Here is a 23,716-nt window from a genome sequence, read left to right as displayed (position 1 = left end):
GACATTTTCACCTGATAAAATCTGCACATTAGACCAAGGAATACTTGCTTTACGTTAGCGTAAACGTCAGAGTGGTTTTATTGTGATTATTTTATTCGCTATGGGCATGTTTTGACGTGCTTGGCATTATCGGTTGGAGTTTCAATGAGTACTGAACAGTTAAATCAAGATATCGTCATCGTTGCCGCAAAACGCACCCCAATGGGTGGGTTTCAAGGTAGTTTATCATCCGTTGCATCCCCCATATTAGCCGCGACTGCTATTAAAGGCTTGTTAGCAGATACGCAATTGGCGGGTGAATATGTTGATGAGGTCTTGATGGGCTGCGTATTACCCGCAGGTTTGGGCCAAGCACCCGCGCGTCAAGCGACTTTAGGCGCAGGTTTGCCTTTGTCTGTTGGCGCAACAACAGTGAATAAAGTCTGTGGTTCCGGCATGAAAACGGTGATGTTAGCTCACGATTTAATTAAAGCAGGCAGCGCAAAAGTGGTGATTGCTGGTGGCATGGAGAGCATGAGCCAAGCACCGTATTTGCTGGATAAAGCCCGCAGCGGCATGCGTATGGGCCATGGTAAAGTGCTTGATCATATGTTTTTAGATGGGTTAGAAGATGCCTACACCGGTGGTGCTATGGGCACCTTTGCCCAGAAAACTGCCGATGAATTTGGCATCACCCGCGAGCAGATGGACGCTTTTGCTCTCAGTTCGTTAGAAAAAGCCAATGCTGCTATTAACTCTGGAGCCTTTAAAGCCGAAATTTCGCCAGTCACCATCAGTGATCGTCGTGGTGATGTGACTATTGATACCGACGAACAGCCCGGTAATGCTCGTCCTGAAAAAATCCCTACGTTGCGCCCAGCTTTTACTCAAGATGGCACCATTACCGCAGCAAACTCTAGCTCAATTTCCGATGGTGCGGCGGCGCTTATGTTGACCTCGCGCGGCGAAGCTGAGCGTTTAGGTTTAACTGTGTTAGCTACCATTAAAGGCCACACCACGCACGCTCAAGAGCCTGCACTCTTTACCACTGCGCCCGTTGGCGCAATGACAAAATTACTGGCTAATGTCGGCTGGTCAAAGGATGACGTTGATTTATTTGAAATTAATGAAGCCTTCGCGATGGTGACTATGCTCGCCGTATCTGAATTAGGCTTAGATAACGCTAAAGTTAACGTTAATGGAGGCGCCTGCGCCTTAGGTCATCCGATTGGTTGCTCGGGCTCACGTTTGTTGGTGACCTTAATCTATGCATTAAAAGCCCGCGGCCTTAAGCGCGGCGTGGCTTCGTTATGTATTGGCGGCGGCGAAGCAACTGCGATGGCTATCGAAATATAAGTTATCGTTTTAAATCAACAAGACGGCTGGCAAGGGCAATCACTTCCCTTGAGGATAATTATAATATCGCACCGCCAGCCCATCACTCTACAAAGAAAGGATTGCAACATGACCACACAAGTAAAGCATTACATTGACGGTGAGTTTACCCATGGTACGGGTACATCACAGATTACAGTCACTAATCCGGCAAATAATCAGCCTATCGCAGTAATCAATGCGGCCACAAGCGCTGAAGTCCATGCGGCTATTGCGAGTGCTAAAGCGGCATTTAAAACCTGGAAAGAAGTGCCGGTGTCTGAGCGTGCGCGAGTCATGTTGCGTTATCAGCATTTATTAAAAGAACACCACGATGAGCTGGCGACCATTCTTGCAAAGGAAACCGGTAAAACCTTTGAAGATGCTAAGGGCGACGTGTGGCGCGGTATTGAAGTGGTAGAACACGCTTGTAACGTGGCGTCATTATTGATGGGCGAAACCGTTGAAAACGTCGCGCGCTCAATCGATACCTACAGCTACACTCAACCGCTGGGCGTGTGTGCGGGTATTACGCCGTTTAACTTCCCTGCAATGATCCCGTTATGGATGTTCCCATTAGCGATTGCTTGCGGTAATACCTTTATTTTAAAACCGTCAGAACAAGATCCAATGACGCCGCAGCGTTTAGTTGAGCTGTTTGTTGAAGCTGGTGCGCCTAAGGGCGTATTACAGTTAGTGCATGGCGACAAAACTGCGGTTGATATTTTACTTGCTGACCCAGCCATTAAAGCCATTTCTTTCGTAGGGTCAGTTGCTGTTGGGCAATATATTTATAAGACCGGTACCGATAACTTAAAACGTGTACAGGCGTTTGCGGGAGCGAAAAATCACTGCGTAATTATGCCTGATGCTAACAAACAGCAAGTGATTAACAATTTAGTTGGCGCTTCTGTGGGCGCAGCGGGTCAGCGTTGTATGGCGCTATCGGTAGCGATATTTGTCGGTGCGGCTAAAGAGTGGATCCCAGAACTTAAAGATGCGCTAGCTAAGGTTCGCCCAGGTTTATGGGACGACAAAGAAGCCGGCTATGGTCCTGTTATTAGCCCAGCTGCCAAAGCGCGTGTGCTTAAGCTGATTGCTCAAGGTAAAGAAGAAGGGGCAGAGTGCGTGCTTGATGGCAGTCATTTTACGGTTAAAGGCTATGAAGAGGGAAACTGGGTTGGCCCAACCATGTTCACTAAAGTCACGACCGACATGAGCATCTACAAAGAAGAAATCTTCGGCCCAGTATTATGTTGTATGGAATCGGACTCTTTAGATGAAGCCATTGAGCTAGTTAATGCAAGTCCCTACGGTAACGGCACCTCTATTTTTACTGCCAGCGGTGCAGCGGCGCGCAAATATCAGCATGAAGTGGAAGTAGGCCAAGTGGGGATTAACGTGCCGATTCCAGTGCCATTACCCTTCTTCTCATTCACTGGTTGGAAGGGCAGTTTCTATGGCGATCAACATGCTTATGGTAAGCAAGCGGTACGTTTTTATACTGAGACTAAGACCATTACTTCCCGTTGGTATGAGTCTGATATTGCCATCGCTACCGCACCCAACATGAGTATTAACTTACGTTAAAAATAGATGTAAAAACAATATATTAGCGGTTGTTTATTCAACTATCTTACTGACTAGACGGCGCCCTTAAGGCGCCAGTCTATTAAATAAAATAAGTGGCCACAGAGTCATAGGAGAACTAAATGGACTTTAATTTCAACGATGACCAACGTCAATTTGCTGAACTTGCGCGCCAGTTTGCCGCAGAAGAGTTAACCCCGTTTGCTGCAAAATGGGATGAAGAACATCATTTTCCGAAAGATGTGATCCAAAAAGCCGGTGAACTCGGTTTTTGCTCGCTCTATTCGCCTGAATCTGAAGGCGGTATGGGATTATCGCGCCTCGATGCGTCGATTATTTTTGAAGAGCTCGCCAAAGGCTGCACGGCGACGACTGCCATGTTAACCATTCACAATATGGCCACTTGGATGGTGACGACTTGGGGGACTGAAACCCTGCGTCAGACATGGTCTGAACCGTTGACCACAGGGCAGATGTTAGCGTCATATTGTTTGACTGAGCCGGGCGCAGGATCGGACGCCGCCTCATTACAAACTAAAGCTGTACGTGACGGTGATGAATATGTGATTTCTGGCTCTAAAGTGTTTATCTCTGGAGCAGGCGCCACAGAGTTACTCGTGGTGATGTGCCGCACAGGACAAGCGGGGCCAAAGGGAATATCAGCCATTGCCATTCCAGCCGACGCCGCAGGCGTTATTTATGGTAAAGCAGAAGATAAAATGGGTTGGAATGCCCAGCCTACGCGCCAAATTACCTTTGAAAACGTGCGCGTACCAGTGGCTAATTTACTTGGCGAAGAAGGCCAAGGCTTTACCTTTGCAATGAAAGGCTTAGATGGCGGTCGCATTAATATTGCAACCTGTTCAGTGGGCACAGCGCAAGCTGCACTTGAGCGTGCCACTCAATATATGAATGAGCGCCAGCAATTCGGTAAGCCGTTAGCAGCTTTCCAAGCCTTGCAATTCAAGCTCGCCGATATGGCCACTGAACTAGTTGCAGCGCGCCAAATTGTGCGTCTTGCTGCTTTTAAATTAGATAGTGGCGATCCAGAAGCCACGGCTTATTGCGCCATGGCGAAACGTTTTGCCACCGATGTGGGTTTTCAGGTTTGCGATGCAGCGCTGCAAATTCATGGCGGATATGGTTATATAAGGGAGTACCCACTAGAACGTCATTTCCGTGATGTGCGTGTACACCAGATTTTAGAAGGCACCAACGAAATTATGCGCTTGATTATCGCCCGTCGTTTACTCGATGAAAATGCAGGGCAAATTCTGTAAATCAGCTCGTAAGATGCGTGGATTATCGGTAGGCGATAACATAAAAGGAGTCTAAACAGATGGAATATTTAGTTGAACGCATCGAAGGCCATACGGCCATACTGACGATGAATAATCCACCGGCAAACACTTGGACCGCTGAGAGTTTGCAGGCGCTTAAAGCCAAAGTGCTGGCGCTCAATGCCAATAAAGACATTTATGCTTTAGTGTTAACAGGTGAAGGGCAAAAGTTCTTTTCTGCTGGTGCTGACTTAAAGCTATTTAGCGACGGAAATAAAGACAATGCCGCGGCTATGGCTAAGCATTTTGGTGAAGCCTTTGAAACCTTAAGTCAATTTCGCGGTGTGTCGATTGCAGCCATTAACGGTTACGCCATGGGCGGCGGCTTAGAAGTGGCATTGGCTTGCGATATTCGTATCGCAGAAACCCAAGCTGTTATGGCATTGCCTGAGGCGACCGTTGGCTTATTACCCTGTGCGGGCGGCACCCAAAATTTGACTGCATTAGTCGGTGAAGGTTGGGCTAAGCGGATGATTTTATGCGGTGAGCGTATTGATGCGACCAAAGCATTGGGTTTACGTTTAGTCGAAGAAGTCGTCGAAACTGGCGAGGCACTTAATGCTGCGATAGCGTTAGCCGCTAAGGTGGCTAATCAAAGCCCAAGCAGCGTAACAGCGTGCAAGACACTGATTCAAGCCGGTCGTACTATGCCACGCAATCAAGCGTTGCCAATTGAACGTGAATTATTTGTCGGATTATTTGATACCGAAGATCAGGCCGAAGGCGTAAACGCGTTTTTGGGTAAACGTAAAGCTGATTGGAAGAACCGCTAATGACTAATGTAGTAGATAACGCATCAAGCAGTGCCGCACATCCGGCCACGACCACGCAAAACGTGGTGTTCCAAACCTTAGCCACCGCCTCAGGCAAGTTGGTTGGGGTGGTCACACTCAATGTAGAGAAAGCCCTCAACGCCTTAGATTTAGACATGGTGCGCGCAATGACGGCGCAGCTTAGTCTGTGGAAGAAAGACGCGCTTATCGCCTGTATTGTGTTGGATGGTAGCGGTGAGAAGGCCTTTTGTGCTGGTGGCGATGTGCGTGCGCTATACCACGCTTCCATTGCCACTAAGGGAGAAGTGACTGAAGAAGCGAAAGTTTTTTTCGAGGAGGAATATCGCCTCGATTATCTACTACATACCTATGGCAAACCTGTATTGGTGTGGGGCGATGGCATTGTGATGGGTGGCGGACTCGGTTTGATGGCCGGAGGCAGCCACAGAGTTGTTACTGAAACATCGCGGATTGCTATGCCTGAAGTGTCGATTGGGCTCTATCCCGATGTGGGCGGCAGTTATTTTCTTAACCGCATGCCAGGTAAAATGGGGCTATTTTTAGGGCTCACCGCCTATAACATGAAGGCTGCCGATGCCTGTTATGTTGGCCTTGCAGATCATTATTTGAATCGTGACGACAAAGAGCTAATGTTTGATGCCATGGCAACCTTAGATTGGAGCGATACAGCGGCGCTCAACCATCAACGTTTAGACAGCATGATCAACGAGTTATCTAATCAAGTCGATATTCCTAAGGGCGATAGCATATTGGCTGACAGCCAAGACATTATCGATAGACTCATGGCGGGCAGTTTAGCGGATATCGTCACGCGAATGTCGACTCTGGTGTCTGATGATACTTGGTTAATGAAGGCGAGAGATACTTTCCTTGCGGGCAGCCCTATTAGCTGGCATTTGGCTTATAGCCAAGCGCAACTTGGCACTAAGTTAAGCTTAGCCCAATGTTTTAAATGGGAATTAACCGCCAGCGTCAATGTGTGTGCTCACGGTGATTTCTGTGAAGGCGTGCGGGCATTGTTGATAGATAAAGACAAGCAACCCCAGTGGCGCTTTAAGGATGTTGATTCTGTGCCTGCCGCCGTCATTGAGCAAATATTAACGTCACCGTGGGGCGAGTCGCATCCCTTCAATCAATTAAGCTAAGCGTTGAATTGATTTAATAGCTGAGTTTATACAAATTAAACTCAGCCATGCGCGTTTTACTCTGTGGTAGTGACAACATTACCACCATATAAAAAAGAACAGCACACAGGAGTGTCAGCATGAGTACAGTCGCATTTATTGGTCTTGGCAATATGGGCGGCCCAATGGCGGCCAATTTATTAAAAGCGGGCATGACCGTTCGTGTATTCGATTTAGTCCCCGAAGCGATGAAAAGTCTTGCTGACCAAGGAGCTTTTGTATCGAGTACCGCTTGCGGTGCTGCAGCGGGCGCAAGCGTAGTAATCACTATGTTACCTGCGGGTAAGCATGTGAAAAATTTATATTTAGGCAATGGTTCAGACAAAGGTCTGCTTGACGTGGTTGCTGGCGATACTTTACTGATCGATTGCTCCACCATCGATGCGCAAAGTGCGCAATTAGTCGCGGCTGAGGCGGCAAAAAGTGGTATCGAATTTATGGATGCGCCGGTTTCAGGTGGCACAGCAGGTGCCGCTGCTGGCAGTTTAACCTTCATTTGTGGCGGCTCCGATGCGGCGTTTGAGCGCGCGCAGCCCGTATTAAAAGCCATGGGGATGAACATATTCCATGCCGGCGGTGCGGGTGCGGGGCAAGTCGCTAAAATTTGCAATAACATGCTGTTATCCGTGTTGATGGTTGGCACGTCTGAAGCGTTGCAAATGGGCGTTGACCATGGTCTAGATCCTAAGGTGTTATCGGACATCATGAAGGTCAGTAGTGGTGGTAATTGGACGTTAGAGAAGTACAATCCCTGCCCAGGTGTGATGGAAACGGTACCTTCTTCTAAGGGCTATGAGGGCGGCTTTATGGTAGATTTGATGGTTAAAGATCTCGGTTTATCGCAAGAAGCGGCATTACTGAGCAATTCTAGTACGCCAATGGGCGCCTTAGCCCGTAGCTTGTATGTTAATCATGCAAGACAAGGTAATGGTCGTCGAGATTTTTCCAGTATTTTTGAACAATTTGCACCACTTAAAAAATAAACATTAGAACAAGGGATAACCAGATGGATTTAAAAGATAAGGTTGTCGTCATTACTGGCGGCGCGGGTGGTTTAGGCCTAGCAATGGCACAAAATTTTGCACAGGCAGGCGCTAAAATAGCACTTATCGATGTGGATCAAGACAAACTCGAGCGAGCTTGTGCTGAGCTAGGTTCAGACACTGAAGTCCAAGGTTATGCCTTAGATATTACTGATGAAGAAGATGTGGTTGCTGGGTTCGCCTATATTTTAGAAGACTTTGGTCAAGTTAACGTACTGGTCAATAATGCCGGGATTTTACGTGATGGTATGTTGGTCAAAGCCAAAGACGGCAAAGTCACTGACCGTATGTCACTGGAGCAGTTCCAATCGGTTATCAATGTTAATTTGACGGGGAGTTTCTTGTGTGGTCGTGAAGCCGCCGCCGCTATGATTGAATCCGGCCAAGCAGGGGTAATAGTGAATATCTCTAGCTTAGCTAAAGCGGGTAATATGGGGCAATCAAACTATGCGGCCTCTAAAGCGGGCGTTGCGGCTATGTCGGTTGGCTGGGCAAAAGAGCTGGCACGTCACAATATTCGTAGCGCTGCCGTTGCGCCAGGCGTGATTGCAACCGAAATGACTGCTGCAATGAAACCCGAAGCGTTAGAGCGTTTAGAGAAGTTAATCCCCGTTGGCCGCCTTGGTCATGCTGAAGAAATCGCTTTAACCGTGCGTTTTATTATTGAAAACGATTATGTGAATGGTCGTGTATTTGAAATTGATGGCGGTATTCGCCTGTAAGCATATTGATGATTCATATCTCATCGAGATGAATAAAAACCGAGCCTAAGCTCGGTTTTTTATGTGTAAAGCCAAGATAATAGCGACTATCGCAGCGGGTTGTTCCTTGTTGTTAGAGTTGACATTTACTGGTTAACCTTAAACAATCGCCATCCACTTTTTACACCATACAATAAACTGGTTTATTGTATGTCATGGAGCTTAACATCCGCATGTCTTGGCAGCATAAAGCCCTCTGGCTTGAGAAGATAACGAAACGCATGATGCTGATTGTCGGTATTTTAGGGCTTATTGTGATTTATTGTGGGTTCTTTTTTTTGCTTTTCAGTGGCCGTTCTGTGGCAGTCATTCCTTGGTTTTTCCTACTCTCACCTTGGATATGCATTTATTTTGGTTTGACTCAGACACAGCAAGCGCAAGTCGTGCATTGGTTTTTTAAAAAATGTAAAAATCCATTTAAAAAATAATCTGTTTTTGCACGTTCATATTTTTTGTTTCGGTTTGCGCTGTAAGCAAACATTGGAGAGAAACAATGGGGTTATATCGATACTTATACCTCTTGGCTGGCTTGTTATGTTTGAGCGGATGCGAGCCTTCTAACGAGCAGGTGTCACGCCCTAGTGATAATGACACGCCGATCATCGCCTCTTATGGCAGCTGGGCTTCTCCTTTATCGGCGGCGAATGTATTTCAACAGTCCGATAGCGTGATTGAATTGCAAAGCGTGGCAGGCATGCTGTATTTTGCAGAATCCAATGGCGAACAGCAGGGGCAAGTTGGCATTAAGCAGCTCAATAAGCAAGGTAATATCATTGAGGTGGTGCCTTCGAGTTTTAATGTTAAATCTACCGTACATGAATATGGCGGAGCCGCCTTTTTAGGCATTGGCCAGAGTTTATTTGTCACGAAGGCGAACGATCAATTATTTTATCGTTTTGCGCCTAACCAACCGTCATTAGCGTTAACCCCAAATGGTACTCGCCATGCCGACTGTGTTGCTTATCCTAAGGGTTCGCGAATTATCTGTGTGCGTGAAGATCATCGTCAAGCGGGTGAACCTAAAGCCAGTTTAGTGACCATTAACCTCAATTTTGCCAAAGAAGGTGACACGCTTGTCTCGGACCATGATTTTATCTCAGCGCCAGCCATTTCGCCCGATAACTCGAAGCTTGCATGGATCACATGGGAACACCCCTACATGCCATGGGATAACAGCGTTCTCTGGCTTGGAGATCTTGACCGTAAAGGTCAGCTACGCAATATCCATAAGATCAATACGCCGACAGATTCTTCTGTATCTCAACCATTATTCAGTCCTGATGGGCAACTCTATGTCGTCTCGGATATGAGCGATTGGTGGAATATCTATCGTGTTACGCCGAAAAATACCTTAGCCCCTGTACTGAGCAAAAGTGCCGAATTTGCAGTGGCTGATTGGTATTTAGGTAATCATAACTATGCCTTTGAATCCGAAAACACGATTATTGCCAGCTATATGTTGGGGAGTCAGGCGGCGTTAATTCGGTTGCATTTGGATTCTGGCTTGGTTGAATCTTTAGCCGTCGACTTTGGTGAAATAACCCAAGTTACAAAGGGGGAAGATGGCGTTTATTTTGTCGGCGCTAAGGCTACCCCTGAGAAGGGCATTTATAAAGTGATTGGCCGCGGCACAGAGTTGGTTTATAGCCCCAACTTAGCCAAGCTTGATCCTAATTTCATTTCACGGGCGAAAAACATTACCTTTGAAACCGGTAATCATCAGCAAGCCTACGGTTATTTTTATGGGCCCGTTAACCCCAATTATATCGCCCCCCATGATACTCGACCGCCATTAATTGTGATGTTGCACGGCGGCCCGACTGCGCGCGCGAGTCTGGCTTATCGTAGTGATATCCAGTTCTGGACTAGCCGTGGTTTTGCGGTACTTGATGTTAATTTTCGTGGAAGTAGTGGTTTTGGCCGTGCCTATCGCCAAAGTATCTATGGAAAGTGGGGCCAAGCCGACGTGGAGGATGTCGTCAATGCGGCTCAATATGTGGTCGCTAAAGGTTGGGTCGATGCGCAAAAGTTAGCGATTCGCGGTATTAGCGGGGGGGGGCTAACGGTTATGTCGTCTTTAGCCTTTTACGATGTATTTCAAGCGGGCGTGAGTTACGCAGGGATCAGTGATTTTGAGCAGCTTGTTAATAATACTCATAAGTTTGAGACTGGCTATTTAGATCAACTTATTGGTCCCTATGCAGAGAATAAAGCGCGTTATCGAGAGCGATCGCCTTTTTATCATCTTGAGGGATTAAACGAACCTTTACTTATTATTCAAGGTTTGAGGGGGCAAATTGTACCGTCACAACAATCGCAACAAATTTATGCCGCCTTAAAAGCCAAAAGGGTGCCGACAGCCTATATCAGTTATGAAGACCAGACGCATGATGGCTGGACACCCGAGCATAAAGCGGCGAGTTTAGACACTGAACTGGCATTTTATGGACAAGTGTTTCATTTTACGCCTGCGGGTACATTACCTAGCTTGCTACTTGATAATGCTGCGGCGCTAAAGCCAAGCAGTGCCAGTCATCAATAACCCAGAATTTCAGTGGTTGATACTGGCCGTTGTTATTCTGCGGCGTTTTTATGGCAACACGAAGAGGTTGTATCTTGTAAGCTCTCTTCCTTTTGTGGCGTATGACTTAGGCTATCAATAATGGCGCAGTGGGGTTGTTCGCCACCTTGGCATTGGGTCACCATATGTTGTAATTGCGTCCTAAGTTGCTGCAACTTGCTAATTTGCTGCTCGACATAGGCAAGATGAGTGCGGGTAAGCTGTTTTACATCTTCTGCATTACGACTTTCGTTGCCCTTAAGACCCAGCAATGACTTGCAATCCTCTAAGCTAAAACCTAAGTCGCGGCATTGGTGCACAAACTTAAGGGCCTCAATATCTGAATGGCGATAAACCCGATAGCCTGCCTGATTTCGCTCGGCGCAGACTAAACCAATATCATGATAATAACGGATACTTTTAACGCTTAAGCCCGTTTGTTTTGCCACTTCACCTATTTTCATTTCTACCTCGATTTTAACTATGACTACGGCCATGACGTTAAGCACTAGGATGGGCTAACACAGCGTTTTACTGATCTTTTGATGGTAAATTGTTAGTGCTGTCACATTCGGCCAACTTAAGCTTGACTCTCCCTTAATGGGAGACTTTATCTTAAGCCTATCGCGTAAAAGTTCAACTAAGGAATATTTTATGGCTCAGATCAGGCTCTATGTTGCCAATATGAATTGTGCAGGCTGCGTTGCTAAAATTGAAAAAGCACTTGCCGCTCAAGAGGGCGTCGAGGCGCGCGTTAACCTCGCGGATAAGCAAGTGACGGTAGACGGCAACATGAATGTTGATACCGCGTTAGCTGTGATGGCTAATGCGGGATTTCCCGCACAGGTGGTGGTTGATGCTAAGGCCGCCGCCGAAGAAAAACGCATCGCAGATGCCGCTGAGTATCGGTTGCGAATGCGCCAAGCGATAGCGGCGCTCGCTGTCGGTATGCCTATGATGTTATGGGGGTTACTGGGCGGTGAAATGATGATCAACAGTCCGAGTATGCAACTTGGCTGGGGCATAATGGGACTGGTAACGTTGGCTTTACTGGTGACGACGGGTGGGCATTTTTATCAAGGTATGTGGCGGGCACTCAAAGCCAAAACGACTAATATGGACACCCTAATCGTGCTCGGTACCACTACGGCATGGGCGTATTCTATGCTGGTGGTGATTATGCCAAGTGCTTTTCCCATCGAGACTCGCCATGTGTATTTTGAAGCGAGTGTGATGATTTTAGGATTAATTAACTTAGGCCACGGATTTGAGCTCAAAGCGCGTGGCAAAACGAGCGAGGCAGTACAGAGATTACTCGGATTACAATCGACTACGGCTATCCGTATCAGCGACAAAGGCGATGAACAGGTTGAAATAAGTCAGCTTAAACTTGGCGATAAGTTGCGCTTACGTCCTGGGGATAGAGTGGCGCTCGATGGCGTTGTTGAAACTGGGCAATCCCTATTAGATGAAGCCATGTTGACGGGCGAGCCTATTCCCGTGCTTAAAAATCGCGGAGATAACTTAAGTGCAGGTACAGTAAATGGGAACGGCAGCTTGGTTTATCGAGTAACAGCTGGCCAGCAGGATACTAGACTTGCCAAAATTATTGCGTTGGTACAACAGGCGCAAACCTCTAAGTTACCCATAGGTCGGTTGGCCGATAAAGTTTCAGCCGTATTTGTGCCTACGGTCGTTATCATCGCCCTTCTTGCCGCCGCGATTTGGTATTTTGTGGGCCCAGAGCCAGCTTTGAGTCATGCGCTAGTGGTATTGACCAGTGTGCTGATTATTGCTTGTCCTTGTGCGCTTGGACTGGCAACCCCCATGTCGATTATGGTGGCCGTTGGCCGCGCAGCTCAAATGGGCGTCTTAGTCAAAAATGGTGAGGCACTGCAAACAGCAAGTAAGGTCGATTGCGTTGTGCTTGATAAAACAGGCACTGTGACGTTAGGCAAACCGCAAGTGACGGACTTTACCTTAGTTCAAACACTAGATAATGCGGAACAAGCGCAATTACTCGGTGCGATTGCTAGCCTTGAACAACATTCAGAGCACCCATTGGCCAGTGCTATTGTCAATTACGCCAAGGAATCGCTATCGCAATTACCTGATACCCAAAGTTTTATTAACCATCAAGGTAAAGGTATTACTGGCGAAGTTGATAGTGTTCACTTTGCTATTGGTAATCTTGCCTTGATGACGGAATTAGACATTGTTAATCCCGATGGCAGTGCGTTAGACCCGCAAGCAACCTTGAGTTTTGCTAACCAAGGCAAAACCCCCATTTACGTTGCAAGGGCAGGTACGTTAGTGGCCACTATCGCACTGGCCGATCCAATTAAACCCGATGCAGAAGCGGCGATAGCAGCTATGTTACAAAGTGGTATTCGCGTGGTGTTATTGACCGGAGATAACCCACAAACAGCGCAAGCCGTGGCAAGCCAAGTGGGGATTAGTGAAGTGATCGCCGGTGTACTACCAGAACAAAAACAACAGCATGTGCAGGATTTGCAAAAGCAAGGGCATGTAGTTGCTATGGTAGGTGATGGCATTAACGATGCGCCAGCTTTAATGAGCGCCGATGTGGGCATCGCGATGGGCTCTGGCACTGAAGTGGCGATAGAAAGTGCGGATATGACCTTGTTATCACCACAGTTAATCGTGATTGCTCACATATTGGCACTGTCGCGGGCAACGATTACCAATATTAAGCAAAACCTATTTGGCGCCTTTGTGTATAACAGTTTAGGCATTCCCATTGCTGCAGGTGTGCTTTATCCGCTAACCGGTATGTTATTGAGCCCTGTGATCGCGGGGGCGGCTATGGCGTTGTCTTCGTTAACCGTCGTGACTAACGCTAATCGCTTAAGACGACAGAAGTTATAAGCGGGCGATTAATGTTCAGTCTTGGTGTTAGCGTTATTCTCGACGCCAAGCGATACTAGCCTGAGTCTTACTATAGACAACCCGAACTAAATTATTGAAAGTTAAGCTAATCGATTAAGTGTATTCAGTTGCTTAATATCGATGTTAAGCGGCAATGGCAGTATTGGCGTTAAAGGCTAATACTGCCTTGGTAGTTGATAATTTAGCCCAAACTGCTATAGTGCCACGTTTATTTTTACCCCTTCGGCATAGCGTTATTAGGTTTATGCTTATTTAAAGCGGCGTCAGCTGGCTAGGCCAACATTACTCGATTTGGAAGTTCATTTTGATCACAACAGCAAATATCACCATGCAGTTCGGCGCTAAGCCACTGTTTGAAAACATCTCAGTTAAATTTGGCGGAGGTAACCGTTACGGTCTTATCGGCGCGAATGGCTGTGGTAAATCGACCTTCATGAAGATCCTGTGTGGTGATCTAGACCCTAGCAGCGGTAACGTCTCGTTAGATGTCAATGAGCGTCTGGGTAAATTAAGCCAGAACCAGTTTGGTTATGAAGAATTCAACCTGATTGATACTGTGATCATGGGCCACCGCGAACTGTGGAAGGTCAAGCAAGAGCGTGACCGTATTTATTCTTTACCTGAAATGAGTGAAGAAGACGGCATTACCGTGGCTAACCTTGAGATGGACTTTGCTGAGATGGACGGTTATACCGCCGAATCTCGTGCGGGCGAATTGCTGCTGGGTGTGGGTATTAGCATAGAAACCCATTTTGGTTTGATGTCAGAAATCGCTCCAGGTTTGAAACTACGAGTATTGTTAGCGCAGGCGTTGTTTTCTGATCCTGATGTGCTGCTACTTGACGAACCTACCAACAACTTGGATATCGACACTATTCGTTGGTTACAGGACATGCTGAATCAACGTAATAGCACTATGGTGATCATTTCGCACGATAGATATTTCTTAAACTCAGTTTGTACCCATATGGCTGATTTAGATTACGGCGAGCTGCGCGTTTATCCTGGTAACTACGACGAATACATGCAGGCTGCCACTCAAGCTCGCGAGCGTTTATTGTCGGATAATGCTAAGAAAAAAGCCCAGATTTCTGAGCTGCAAACCTTCGTAGCGCGCTTCTCTGCGAACGCATCTAAGGCGAAACAGGCTACATCACGTGCCCGTCAAATCGACAAAATTAAGTTAGATGATATTAAAGCCTCTAGCCGTGTGAACCCGTTCATTCGTTTTGAGCAAGAAAAGAAATTATTCCGTAATGCCTTAGTGGTTGAGCAATTAACTAAAGGCTACGATACGCCACTATTCAAAGACTTAAACTTGATTGTTGAAGTGGGTGAGCGCATTGCGGTATTGGGTGAAAACGGTGTTGGTAAAACAACGCTGTTACGAACTTTGATCCATGATATCCCACAGGATAGCGGTACGATTCAATGGTCTGAAAACGCAAATATTGGTTATTATGCGCAGGACCATGAGTCTGATTTCGAAAACGAAATGACCTTGTTCGAGTGGATGAGCCAATGGCGCAAACCTGAAGATGACGACCAATCAGTACGTGCTATTTTAGGCCGTATGTTGTTTGGATCTGACGACATTAAAAAGTCAGTCAAAGTGTTATCGGGTGGTGAGAAGGGCCGCATGTTATTTGGCAAGCTCATCATGCAAAAAGCTAACATTCTGGTACTCGATGAACCGACCAACCACATGGATATGGAATCGATTGAGTCATTGAACAACGCGTTAGAAATGTACGAAGGCACATTGATTTTCGTCAGTCATGACCGTGCATTTGTATCGTCACTGGCGAACCGTATTCTTGAAGTGACTCACAAAGGCGTGAATGATTTCAGAGGTAATTACGATGAGTTCCTTGCCAGTAAAGGGATTGAATTATAAAACTTGTTAGCCTGTGATAATACACGGAGCTAAACTAAAAACGCCGCAATAAATTGCGGCGTTTTTGTTTCTGCTTTCAGCTTTCAGCTTAATTTTCGTTATGAGTCAGCATTATTTTTGTTGTACGTAAATTAAGTCATCAGTATTAAACCCACGCGCTTTTGACATTTCAACAAACTTGTTAAGCACTTCTGCTGGCACAGTCGGTGTTTTTGCTAGTAACCACAAATAATCTGTGTCTGGCCCCGATATAAAAGCATATTGGTAGTTTTCATGATCTAATTCAAAGACCACATAGGAGCCATAAAATGGCCCAAAGAAGGAGACTTTTAAATAGCCTTCGTTATCGCCATTAACAAAATAGGCTTTACCTTCGGCTTCTTTCCATGCATTTTTTTCGGTTGAAAAACCACGGTTAATCACCATCACGCCGCCATCATCTTTTAGGCTATATTCGGCGCTAACTTGGCTTAATCCTCTTTCAAATGAATGATCTAATCGTGCTATCTCGTACCATTTACCCAGATATCGATTCAGCTCAAAATTATTTACGGGTTCAACATATTTGGGCATGCCTAAGCAACCGCTCAGTAAAAAGACACTGATGACTAATAATAATTTTCTCAATTTCGCCTCCCTGTATAAAGTGTTCCTTGCCGCTTTGTGTCATGTTTTTAGTCGTCGCAGCGCTGAGTTTAGACGCATTTCTAAAAACTATTTTCCTCGATAAACAATCGATTAACACCCTTGTACTGTAACGTAATCATGGATATTAAACATAATACAAAACACGCCTTGGCTTAATCATCTGAATTAATGTATTGCTTGCGGTCTAAATCGTATTTTCGCATTTTGTCATAGAGCGTTTTACGCGGTAGCTCAAGTTGTTCCATCGTCAGTTTAATGCTGCCTTTATTATGGCTGAGAGCTTCTTCAATCAATACGCGCTCAAAAAACTCGACTCTTTGAAGTAAGGACATGCTGGAGTGCAAACTGGGTGTATTACCCAAGGAGCCGGCAAAAGCCGCTTCTCCGCCTAATAGTACAAAGCGTTCTGCTAGGTTACGTAACTCACGTACATTACCCGGCCAGTCGTGGGAGGTGAGTATGGCGTTTTGTTCGGCATTTAGGGCGATGAGCGCCTTGTGATAGCGCGCTGACGCAACACGGGCAAAATGCAGAAATAGCAATGGAATATCTTCACGGCGATCTCTTAGTGGCGGAATAGGTACTGTCACGAGATTTAAGCGATACAATAAATCCTGACGAAATTCCCCTGTATCACATAGGCTTTTTAAATCCACTTTTGTGGCCGCTATCACGCGAATATCCAGATTGATGCTTTTATTTGAACCTAAGCGCTCAACCTTACGATCCTCAAGTACTCGTAGTAGTTTGACTTGCAGTGACAGTGGCGTACTTTCGATCTCATCTAAAAATAATGTGCCGCCATTGGCATATTCAAACTTACCAATGCGCATCTTGTCTACACCGGTAAATGCGCCTGCTTCAGCGCCAAAAAGTTCACTTTCAATCAGGTTTTCAGGGATAGCGCCACAGTTGATAGCAACAAAGTTAGCTTGGTTACGGCTACTATGATCGTGTAAATAGCGGGCAACGAGCTCTTTACCTGTACCGGTTTCGCCTTCAATTAACACGTCGGCTGGGGTGTCTATCACTTGAGTAATAATATGGCGCATGCGGTTAATGCCGACACTGTTGCCTAAAATGCGTGGCCCTGGCACGCTCTGGCTTTGGAGATCCTTTTTGAGTTTACGGTTTTCTAAGGTCAAGCTACGTTTATCTAGTGCGCGCTTTACCACGTCGAGGATATGTTCGTTATTAAAGGGTTTTTCAAGAAAATCATAGGCACCTTGCTTTAACGCATTAACCGCCATAGCGATATCACCAAAGCCTGTGAGCAGTACAACGGGCAAGTCGGGGTCTTGTAGACGGATTTGCTGCATTAAACTGATGCCATCTAAGTGTGGCATGTTGACATCTGATATCACCATGCCAGCCCAATCTTTATGCAAAAGCTTAGCGATACCTTTAGGTTCAGTGGTCGCAATTGCTTTGATGCCTTCGAGTTCAAATAATTGAACAAGAACAGTGCCGATGTGTGGCTCATCGTCAACGATGAGAACAGAATAATCTTGGATCGAATTGAGCACACTCATGAGACTAACGTTCCTCGAGCAAATAAATAGGTAAAATAATCTGGAAAATGGCACCGCCATCCTCGGCATTAGCCACGTTAATCTGGCCTTGCATGGATTCGATAATACGCTGTGAAATCGATAAACCCAAGCCAAGGCCGTGACGTTCACTGGTGGTAAAGTAGGGCTCAAATATTTTTTCGATTTGGCTTTCACGCACGCCAGGACCTGTGTCTTGAATGCTGATACAGAACTTGTCCTCGCAGGTCACTCGAATGATCAAATGGCGCTTAACTGATTGTTGCATCGCGACAATGGCGTTGCTCATAATATTGACAAATACTTGTTGTAGTCTGACCTTATCGCCCCAAACCTGATACTGACTGCTGGGTAACTGCACGTCTAATTCAACACCTTGCTTATCTATTGCGGGCTGAACTATGGTCAGCGCTTGTTTAAGACAACGGCTAATATCGGTGGCGCTATCTGTGCCTTGGCTTTTACGGGTAAAACTTTTAAATTGTCCCACAATATCAGCCAGCCTGTCGGTTAGCTCAATAATAATTTTGATATTATCCAAAGCTTTATCTTGCATGTTGCGGGTTAGAAAGGTTTGGGTATTTTGGGCGTAACTGCGAATAGCCGCCAGAGGTTGGTTTAGTTCATGGTTAATACTGGCAGCTAAGCTACCTATTACAGTGAGTTTTGCTGCTTGGATTAGCTCGTCTTGAGTGTCTTTGAGTTGATGGTTAGCCTGCAGTAAGTCTTGAGTACGCTCTTCAACTCTTTGTTCTAATAGGCTCTGCGCCAATTTCATACGGTGTAAGTTACGACGACGCTCGGCGCTAAATAAAATACTTAATGCCAATAGCAGATAAATACTGGCTGAAAGTAGCATCAGTGCTGGCAAAGATGTCATTAAAGGCTTAATCGGTGCAAATATATGTACTCGCCAACCCGCTTTGGACATTTGTTGGTGATTGTCCATGTATTGCTCACGATCTTTGCCCGTTTGCAGTTGGTAGATCATGGCTTGACGATCACTCTCATAGGCTGGCTTTATTAATAGCTCGCCAATAGGACGTTCAGCGTAACGTTTTGACGTATCTATAGTATGTTGTTTGATTTTGGTGAGTGGCGTCAGTGATTTTAAACGCCATTCATCGATGCTGGAGATAAACACAATATCTTCGGGATCACTAATCATAAATTGGTATTGACCCGCGATGGCAATACTCGTGCTTTGTTGCTCGATACCACTAATATCCACTTTAACGATTATCGCGCCCAGTATGCCTTTACCACCTTGCTGATAAATCGGATAAGAAAAGTAAAACCCGCGCTTATCAGAGCTGGTACCCACGGCATAATAACGGCCTAAATTACCTGAAATTGCATCGGTGTAATAAGGTCTAAAGGAATAGTCCTTACCGATGAACGAGAAACTCTGTTGCCAGTTACTGGCGGCAATCGCGACCCCTTGCTCATCGATAAGATAAATATCCGATGCTTCGGTGACATGTTGAATTTCTTCTAGATATAGATTGAGATCTTGCACCTTGCTAGAGTTTTTTGGGTCGTTTAGAACACTAGCCAACATAGGATTAGTCGACAGTACATGGGGAATACTTTCGTAGCGGGACAATGCACCGTCAAGAAAGCTAATTAACTCCTTCAGTTGTTTTTCTGATTGAGCTTGAATATCAATTTTACCTTGATGTAAATGTACCCAATAGGTCAGTTTTAGCGTTAAAAATAAGCCAACGAGCAGGACTACAGTCAAAAAGAGGCGTTTTTTAGCCTTAGAGGTCATAGGTAACATGGTGGCTATCCTGGTAAAACATGGGCATTAATACGATTGGTATAATATCGGATACGGTTTGCTTTAAAAAGAAAGCGAGCCCGTTTAGGCTCGCTTAAAAATTATCTGTAATCAAGGGTTAATGTCATAACCCTTGAACGGTAGGCTAATAACCACGCATTGAATCGAGCCATTCAGGTAAGAAAAGCGAAATTTGCGGCACATAGGTGATAAGAATCAAGAAAGCCAGCATCAATACTAACCACGGCAGAACCGATTTAATTACCCAACCAATACTGTGTCCGGTTATGCCCGCCGTCACAAAGAGGTTGAGTCCCACTGGCGGCGTGAGCATACCTATCTCCATGTTGACCACCATGATGATACCTAAGTGAATAGGATCTATGCCTAACTGAGTCGCGATAGGGAAGAGGATCGGCGCCATAATCAACACAATTGCAGAGGGTTCCATAAAGTTACCGGCAGCAAGCAGCAGCAAGTTAACGATAATTAGGAATCCCCAAGCGGGTAAGCCCATGTTAACAATATGCTCAGCAATGATATGTGGGATGCGCTCTGTCGTTAACACATGCGCGAACAGCATCGCGTTAGCGATGATAAACAGCAGCATGATACTGACCTTAGCGCCATCGCGAACAACGTTACGTATATCTTTGTTAATAGGCGTTTTGATAAGACCTAAGGCCATATAACCTAAATTACGCATGCTAGCGCTAAGGATATTTTCACCGTCATTACGCCAAGCTACATCTTTTAATGGGCCGATATCGCGATAACCAAACACCGCAATAAAGTACGCATACATACAGGCTACTGCCGATGCTTCTGTAGGGCTCGCAACGCCGCCATAGATAGAGCCTAATACAATAAAGATGAGTGCTAATCCACCCAAGGCTTTAATACTTGAAATACCTAATTGTTTAAAACCAGGGAAAGGGCGTGAAGGCAAGTTTTTGAAACGTGCGACTATGTAGATAACAACCATCAGTATAAATCCCATCATTAAGCCTGGGATTAAACCTGCCATAAACATTCTTGCTGCCGACACTTCTGTCGCTGCCGCATATACCAACATGACAATTGATGGTGGAATTAAGATTCCGAGTGTGCCCGAGGTCGTGATAACCCCAGCGGCAAACTTTTCTGGGTAACCGGCTTTAACCATGCCCACAATCACGATAGAACCGATAGCGGCAACAGTGGCTGGAGATGAGCCCGATACGGCGGCAAACAGCATACACGCCATAACGGATGCCATAGCTAAGCCACCGCGGACATGTCCGATACTGTCCATTGCAAAATCAATAATTCGTCTTGCTACGCCACCAGTTGATAAAAAAGCGGATGATAAAATGAAAAAGGGGATCGCGAGTAAAGTGTAATGCTCTGATGAAGACTCATATAATTTAAGTGCCACTGAGGCTAAAGAGTCATTAGAGAAAAATAATATCGTGAGCATACTAGAAAAACCTAACGCGATAGCGATGGGCATCCCGAGGAACATACACACAAATAGGGCGGTGAATAGGGTTGCAATAGCCATTATTTAATCTCCTTTTCGTCAGAGATAACAGTGGTATTGGCTTGTTTAACGCTTTCATCAATTAAATGCATACTTTCTTTCGCTTCATCGGCAAATTGGAGGCCAGATATTTGGTTACGTAAAATACCAATAAACAGTTCGACGAAACGCCACGTCAACATTATAAATCCAATAATCAGAATGCTTTGAGATAACCAAATAGGCACAGCGCCATCTTCTACGTCAATTCGTAAAGTGTTCCAAGCAAAATCCGGATCGAGACTTTTTAGTAAAAACTGCGGGAAATTAATATCTTCCATCGGCACGCCAATTTGGTACATCTGGCTTAAATAATCCCAACTGCCTTTTAAAAACAGCCCACAATAAATAATACAGACCGAGGCGGTAATTAAAGCGGTTATTTTTTTTGCTCGAGGTGCTAAGTTTTTAACAAAGGCATCCACTCCAATGTGTGCACCGACTTTTACGCCGTAGGACATACCAAACAGCACAAACCAACCGCAAAGGGTTAACGTGAGCTCTTGGATCCACAGAAACCCCGTATTAAAGAAAAATCGTGCGATTACTTCTGAAAATACTAACAATGTCATCAAGGTGATCAGTAGATTCAGTACACCCTCTTCAAAATAACCAAATATTCGCGATATCACAGCCATAACTTCCTCACTGAAATAACCGCTTAAACCCAAATGAGTTTAAGCGGCTTGTTATTATTATTTATTTGCAGCTACAGCGGCATCAATCACATCTTTACCGATTTGGTCTTCAAACTTAGCCCAAACAGGCTTCATTACATCAATCCACTTTTGGCGATCAGCTGGAGATAGTGTCACTAATTGTGAACGTTTAGAATCAAGAATTAACTGCTTATCTTGATCATCTTTCTCAGCGGCAATCTTGTTACCTAACGCGATAGATTCATCTAAAGATTCTTTGATGATCTTACGTTTGTCAGCAGGTAAACCTTTCCAGAAAGTATCTGAGGTCACGACCATATAATCGAGTACACCGTGATTACTTTCAGTAATCTGGCTTTGTACTTCATAAAATTTCTGTGAGTACGTATTTGACCAAGTATTTTCTTGACCATCGATAGCGCGGGTTTGAAGCAGGGTAAATACTTCTGAGAAAGGCTTTTTCACTGGAATGGCGCCAACAGCATCAAACTGAGCCGCTAGAACATCTGATGCCATTACGCGAAATTTTAAGCCTTTCGCATCAGAAGGGTTTTTAAGTGGTGTATTGGCAGAGAACTGCTTCATACCATTGTGCAAATAACCTAGACCCACGACACCTTTACGTGTCATCGAGTTTAGAAGTGTTTGACCCGCTTCACCTTGTTGAAAACGGTTTACAGCGTCCATATCATTGAATAAAAAAGGTAAATCAAATACTTGCAAACGTTTGGTGTAACGTTCGAATTTTGAGAGTGACGGTGCGACAAATTGCACATCATTTAGTAGAAGTGCTGCTAACTCATTGTTATCCCCAAATAACTGTGAGTTAGGGAATACGTTTACTGTGTATTCTCCCGGCAAGCGTTGTTCAACGAGTTCTTTAAATTTAAGTGCCATTTGGCCTTTAGGAGTATTTTCTGCAACAACATGCGAAAACTTAATTTCAACTGGTGCAGCAAGTACGTTAAAGCTACTGGCGAATACAGAAGCAACGGCGAGCATCTTAACGAGGGTTTTAAGTGGGCGAGTGAATTCAGTGTGTTGATTCAATGTCATCTTGAGTTCCTTTTTCTATTGTTAGGATTTATCCTCAGTCTTGGTTAGTTTGTTACCAAGTTTGAGTCGGAATACAGCCTTGATTTCCCTGAGGTCTGTCTTACTAAAAGCAAGTACCGCGCCAACTTACACTAAAATCTGTAAGTGTTTGGTTGCTAAAGTGTAGTTCATTTGATGTTTGTCACACTTTTTGTTTACTGGGTGAGATCTCGCTCACAGTGAGGCGTATTTTGGGTGGGAAACCACCCAAAACAAATATTCATCATTGCTTTAGCGTATTTTAAGATGCCGACTCATTCAGCAAAAGCTGTTATTTAGAGATCAAAATATGCGAATAAATTGTACTAAGATGCCAGCTGAACCTGAGGAGCGTAGCTTTATGGGAGGAGAGTGAAAAGGCTGATAATTAGTTGCTAACTGTTATTATCGTGAGCTTACAGACTATTTAACCTGAGCTCGAGATAAGCAGAGCCGCTGAATAGGCCTCTTTGCGTTGCTCTGTCTAACCATAGCTCGCTATGGCGTACTACAGAGCGCCTTGATATGCGCAAAAATCTGCGCATTCAGTCAGAAAATAGATTTCTCGTTTCAAACTAATTATTTATAGCATTGATCTAGTTTGTTAAATGTAGATTTTTCGACACTCGTTATCCCGAGTTCAGGTTATTTAGCGTAACGATTTATATATTCTAATATCGATTATATCGTATGACACCTGACACCTTAAGCATACATACCTAAGGTAATCGCTAGATAATAGCTCTTAAATGACCTTACTCATTACCTGCGTGGAGGTTTTAACTCAGCGGTTGTGCTACAGAAAGGGGCAGGTTGATTAGTACAGCGATAACATGCTCTGGAATGCCTCAAAGGAAATATACAATCCAATTCATTAAGTTATTTGTAGTCAATATAGTTTAGTTAGTAAATTTATAACGAGGTGAATATGGTGGTCGCTACTGGGCTCGAACCAGTGACCCCCTCCTTGTAAGGGAGGTGCTCTCCCAGCTGAGCTAAGCGACCTGGG

18 protein-coding genes and 1 tRNA gene are annotated in these 23,716 nt (G+C 45.2%); 11 read left to right on the top strand and 8 right to left on the bottom strand.

The annotated features are described in order from the left end of the window. Positions 1 to 144: 144 nt before the first annotated feature. The 9 genes from BW947_RS02495 to BW947_RS02455 all read left to right on the top strand — a co-directional run bounded on the left by BW947_RS02495 (position 145) and on the right by BW947_RS02455 (position 10,607). Positions 145 to 1,335: a thiolase family protein gene (locus BW947_RS02495; protein WP_076496750.1), complete on the top strand. Its 1,191-nt coding sequence runs from the start codon at positions 145 to 147 to the stop codon at positions 1,333 to 1,335. Positions 1,336 to 1,443: 108 nt separating this feature from the next. Then, entirely contained in the window at positions 1,444 to 2,943 is a 1,500-nt protein-coding gene (locus tag BW947_RS02490) for a CoA-acylating methylmalonate-semialdehyde dehydrogenase (RefSeq protein WP_076496749.1), read from the top strand. 122 nt (positions 2,944 to 3,065) lie between these two features. Beyond that, positions 3,066 to 4,223: an acyl-CoA dehydrogenase family protein gene (locus BW947_RS02485; protein WP_076496748.1), complete on the top strand. Its 1,158-nt coding sequence runs from the start codon at positions 3,066 to 3,068 to the stop codon at positions 4,221 to 4,223. Between the two features lie 59 nt (positions 4,224 to 4,282). After that, positions 4,283 to 5,056 carry an enoyl-CoA hydratase gene (locus tag BW947_RS02480; protein ID WP_076496747.1) on the top strand — a complete coding sequence of 258 codons (774 nt, stop codon included), beginning with the start codon at positions 4,283 to 4,285 and terminating at the stop codon, positions 5,054 to 5,056. Then, positions 5,056 to 6,222, top strand: coding sequence for an enoyl-CoA hydratase/isomerase family protein (locus tag BW947_RS02475; protein WP_076496746.1), 1,167 nt, complete (start codon positions 5,056 to 5,058; stop codon positions 6,220 to 6,222). Before BW947_RS02480 ends, BW947_RS02475 begins: the two co-directional genes overlap by 1 nt. 119 nt (positions 6,223 to 6,341) lie before the next feature. Continuing rightward, on the top strand, positions 6,342 to 7,244 hold the full coding sequence (gene mmsB / locus BW947_RS02470; RefSeq protein ID WP_076496745.1) for a 3-hydroxyisobutyrate dehydrogenase: 903 nt from the start codon (positions 6,342 to 6,344) through the stop codon (positions 7,242 to 7,244). Positions 7,245 to 7,267: 23 nt separating this feature from the next. Beyond that, the gene (locus BW947_RS02465; protein ID WP_076496744.1) at positions 7,268 to 8,026 is read left to right on the top strand and encodes an SDR family oxidoreductase; all 759 of its coding nucleotides are present in this window, start codon (positions 7,268 to 7,270) and stop codon (positions 8,024 to 8,026) included. A 212-nt stretch (positions 8,027 to 8,238) separates the two neighbouring features. Further along, on the top strand, positions 8,239 to 8,493 hold the full coding sequence (locus BW947_RS02460; protein ID WP_076496743.1) for a hypothetical protein: 255 nt from the start codon (positions 8,239 to 8,241) through the stop codon (positions 8,491 to 8,493). Positions 8,494 to 8,558: 65 nt separating this feature from the next. Further along, positions 8,559 to 10,607 (top strand): S9 family peptidase, encoded by a 2,049-nt coding sequence (locus tag BW947_RS02455; RefSeq protein ID WP_076496742.1) that lies wholly within the window; start codon positions 8,559 to 8,561, stop codon positions 10,605 to 10,607. A 32-nt stretch (positions 10,608 to 10,639) separates the two neighbouring features. Here BW947_RS02455 and BW947_RS02450 read toward each other — a convergent pair whose 3' ends face one another. Beyond that, positions 10,640 to 11,089: a Cu(I)-responsive transcriptional regulator gene (locus BW947_RS02450; protein ID WP_076497064.1), complete on the bottom strand. Its 450-nt coding sequence runs from the start codon at positions 11,087 to 11,089 to the stop codon at positions 10,640 to 10,642. 190 nt (positions 11,090 to 11,279) lie between these two features. On the opposite strand from BW947_RS02450, the gene BW947_RS02445 reads away from it, so the two are divergent. Together BW947_RS02445 and BW947_RS02440 are read left to right on the top strand one after the other, a co-directional pair. Continuing rightward, on the top strand, positions 11,280 to 13,514 hold the full coding sequence (locus BW947_RS02445; protein WP_076496741.1) for a heavy metal translocating P-type ATPase: 2,235 nt from the start codon (positions 11,280 to 11,282) through the stop codon (positions 13,512 to 13,514). A 325-nt stretch (positions 13,515 to 13,839) separates the two neighbouring features. Then, positions 13,840 to 15,432: an ABC-F family ATPase gene (locus tag BW947_RS02440; RefSeq protein WP_076496740.1), complete on the top strand. Its 1,593-nt coding sequence runs from the start codon at positions 13,840 to 13,842 to the stop codon at positions 15,430 to 15,432. A 111-nt stretch (positions 15,433 to 15,543) separates the two neighbouring features. Here BW947_RS02440 and BW947_RS02435 read toward each other — a convergent pair whose 3' ends face one another. From BW947_RS02435 to BW947_RS02405, 7 genes are all read right to left on the bottom strand, one after another. Continuing rightward, positions 15,544 to 16,059, bottom strand: a complete 516-nt coding sequence (locus BW947_RS02435; RefSeq protein ID WP_076496739.1) for a lipocalin family protein — start codon at positions 16,057 to 16,059, stop codon at positions 15,544 to 15,546. 173 nt (positions 16,060 to 16,232) lie between these two features. Beyond that, positions 16,233 to 17,612, bottom strand: coding sequence for a sigma-54-dependent transcriptional regulator (locus BW947_RS02430; RefSeq protein ID WP_076496738.1), 1,380 nt, complete (start codon positions 17,610 to 17,612; stop codon positions 16,233 to 16,235). Positions 17,613 to 17,616: 4 nt separating this feature from the next. Further along, on the bottom strand, positions 17,617 to 19,413 hold the full coding sequence (locus tag BW947_RS02425; RefSeq protein ID WP_076496737.1) for a sensor histidine kinase: 1,797 nt from the start codon (positions 19,411 to 19,413) through the stop codon (positions 17,617 to 17,619). Positions 19,414 to 19,558: 145 nt separating this feature from the next. Next, entirely contained in the window at positions 19,559 to 20,956 is a 1,398-nt protein-coding gene (locus BW947_RS02420; protein WP_076496736.1) for a TRAP transporter large permease, read from the bottom strand. Continuing rightward, positions 20,956 to 21,612, bottom strand: coding sequence for a TRAP transporter small permease (locus tag BW947_RS02415; RefSeq protein ID WP_076496735.1), 657 nt, complete (start codon positions 21,610 to 21,612; stop codon positions 20,956 to 20,958). Before BW947_RS02415 ends, BW947_RS02420 begins: the two co-directional genes overlap by 1 nt. 57 nt (positions 21,613 to 21,669) lie before the next feature. Further along, entirely contained in the window at positions 21,670 to 22,689 is a 1,020-nt protein-coding gene (locus tag BW947_RS02410) for a TRAP transporter substrate-binding protein (protein ID WP_076496734.1), read from the bottom strand. A gap of 947 nt (positions 22,690 to 23,636) precedes the next feature. Next, positions 23,637 to 23,712 (bottom strand) — tRNA-Val (locus BW947_RS02405). Positions 23,713 to 23,716 lie beyond the last annotated feature (4 nt).

It is taken from the genome of Shewanella morhuae, from assembly GCF_900156405.1.
Taxonomy (GTDB): domain Bacteria; phylum Pseudomonadota; class Gammaproteobacteria; order Enterobacterales; family Shewanellaceae; genus Shewanella; species Shewanella morhuae.
This window is presented reverse-complemented; position numbering and strand designations above follow the sequence as displayed.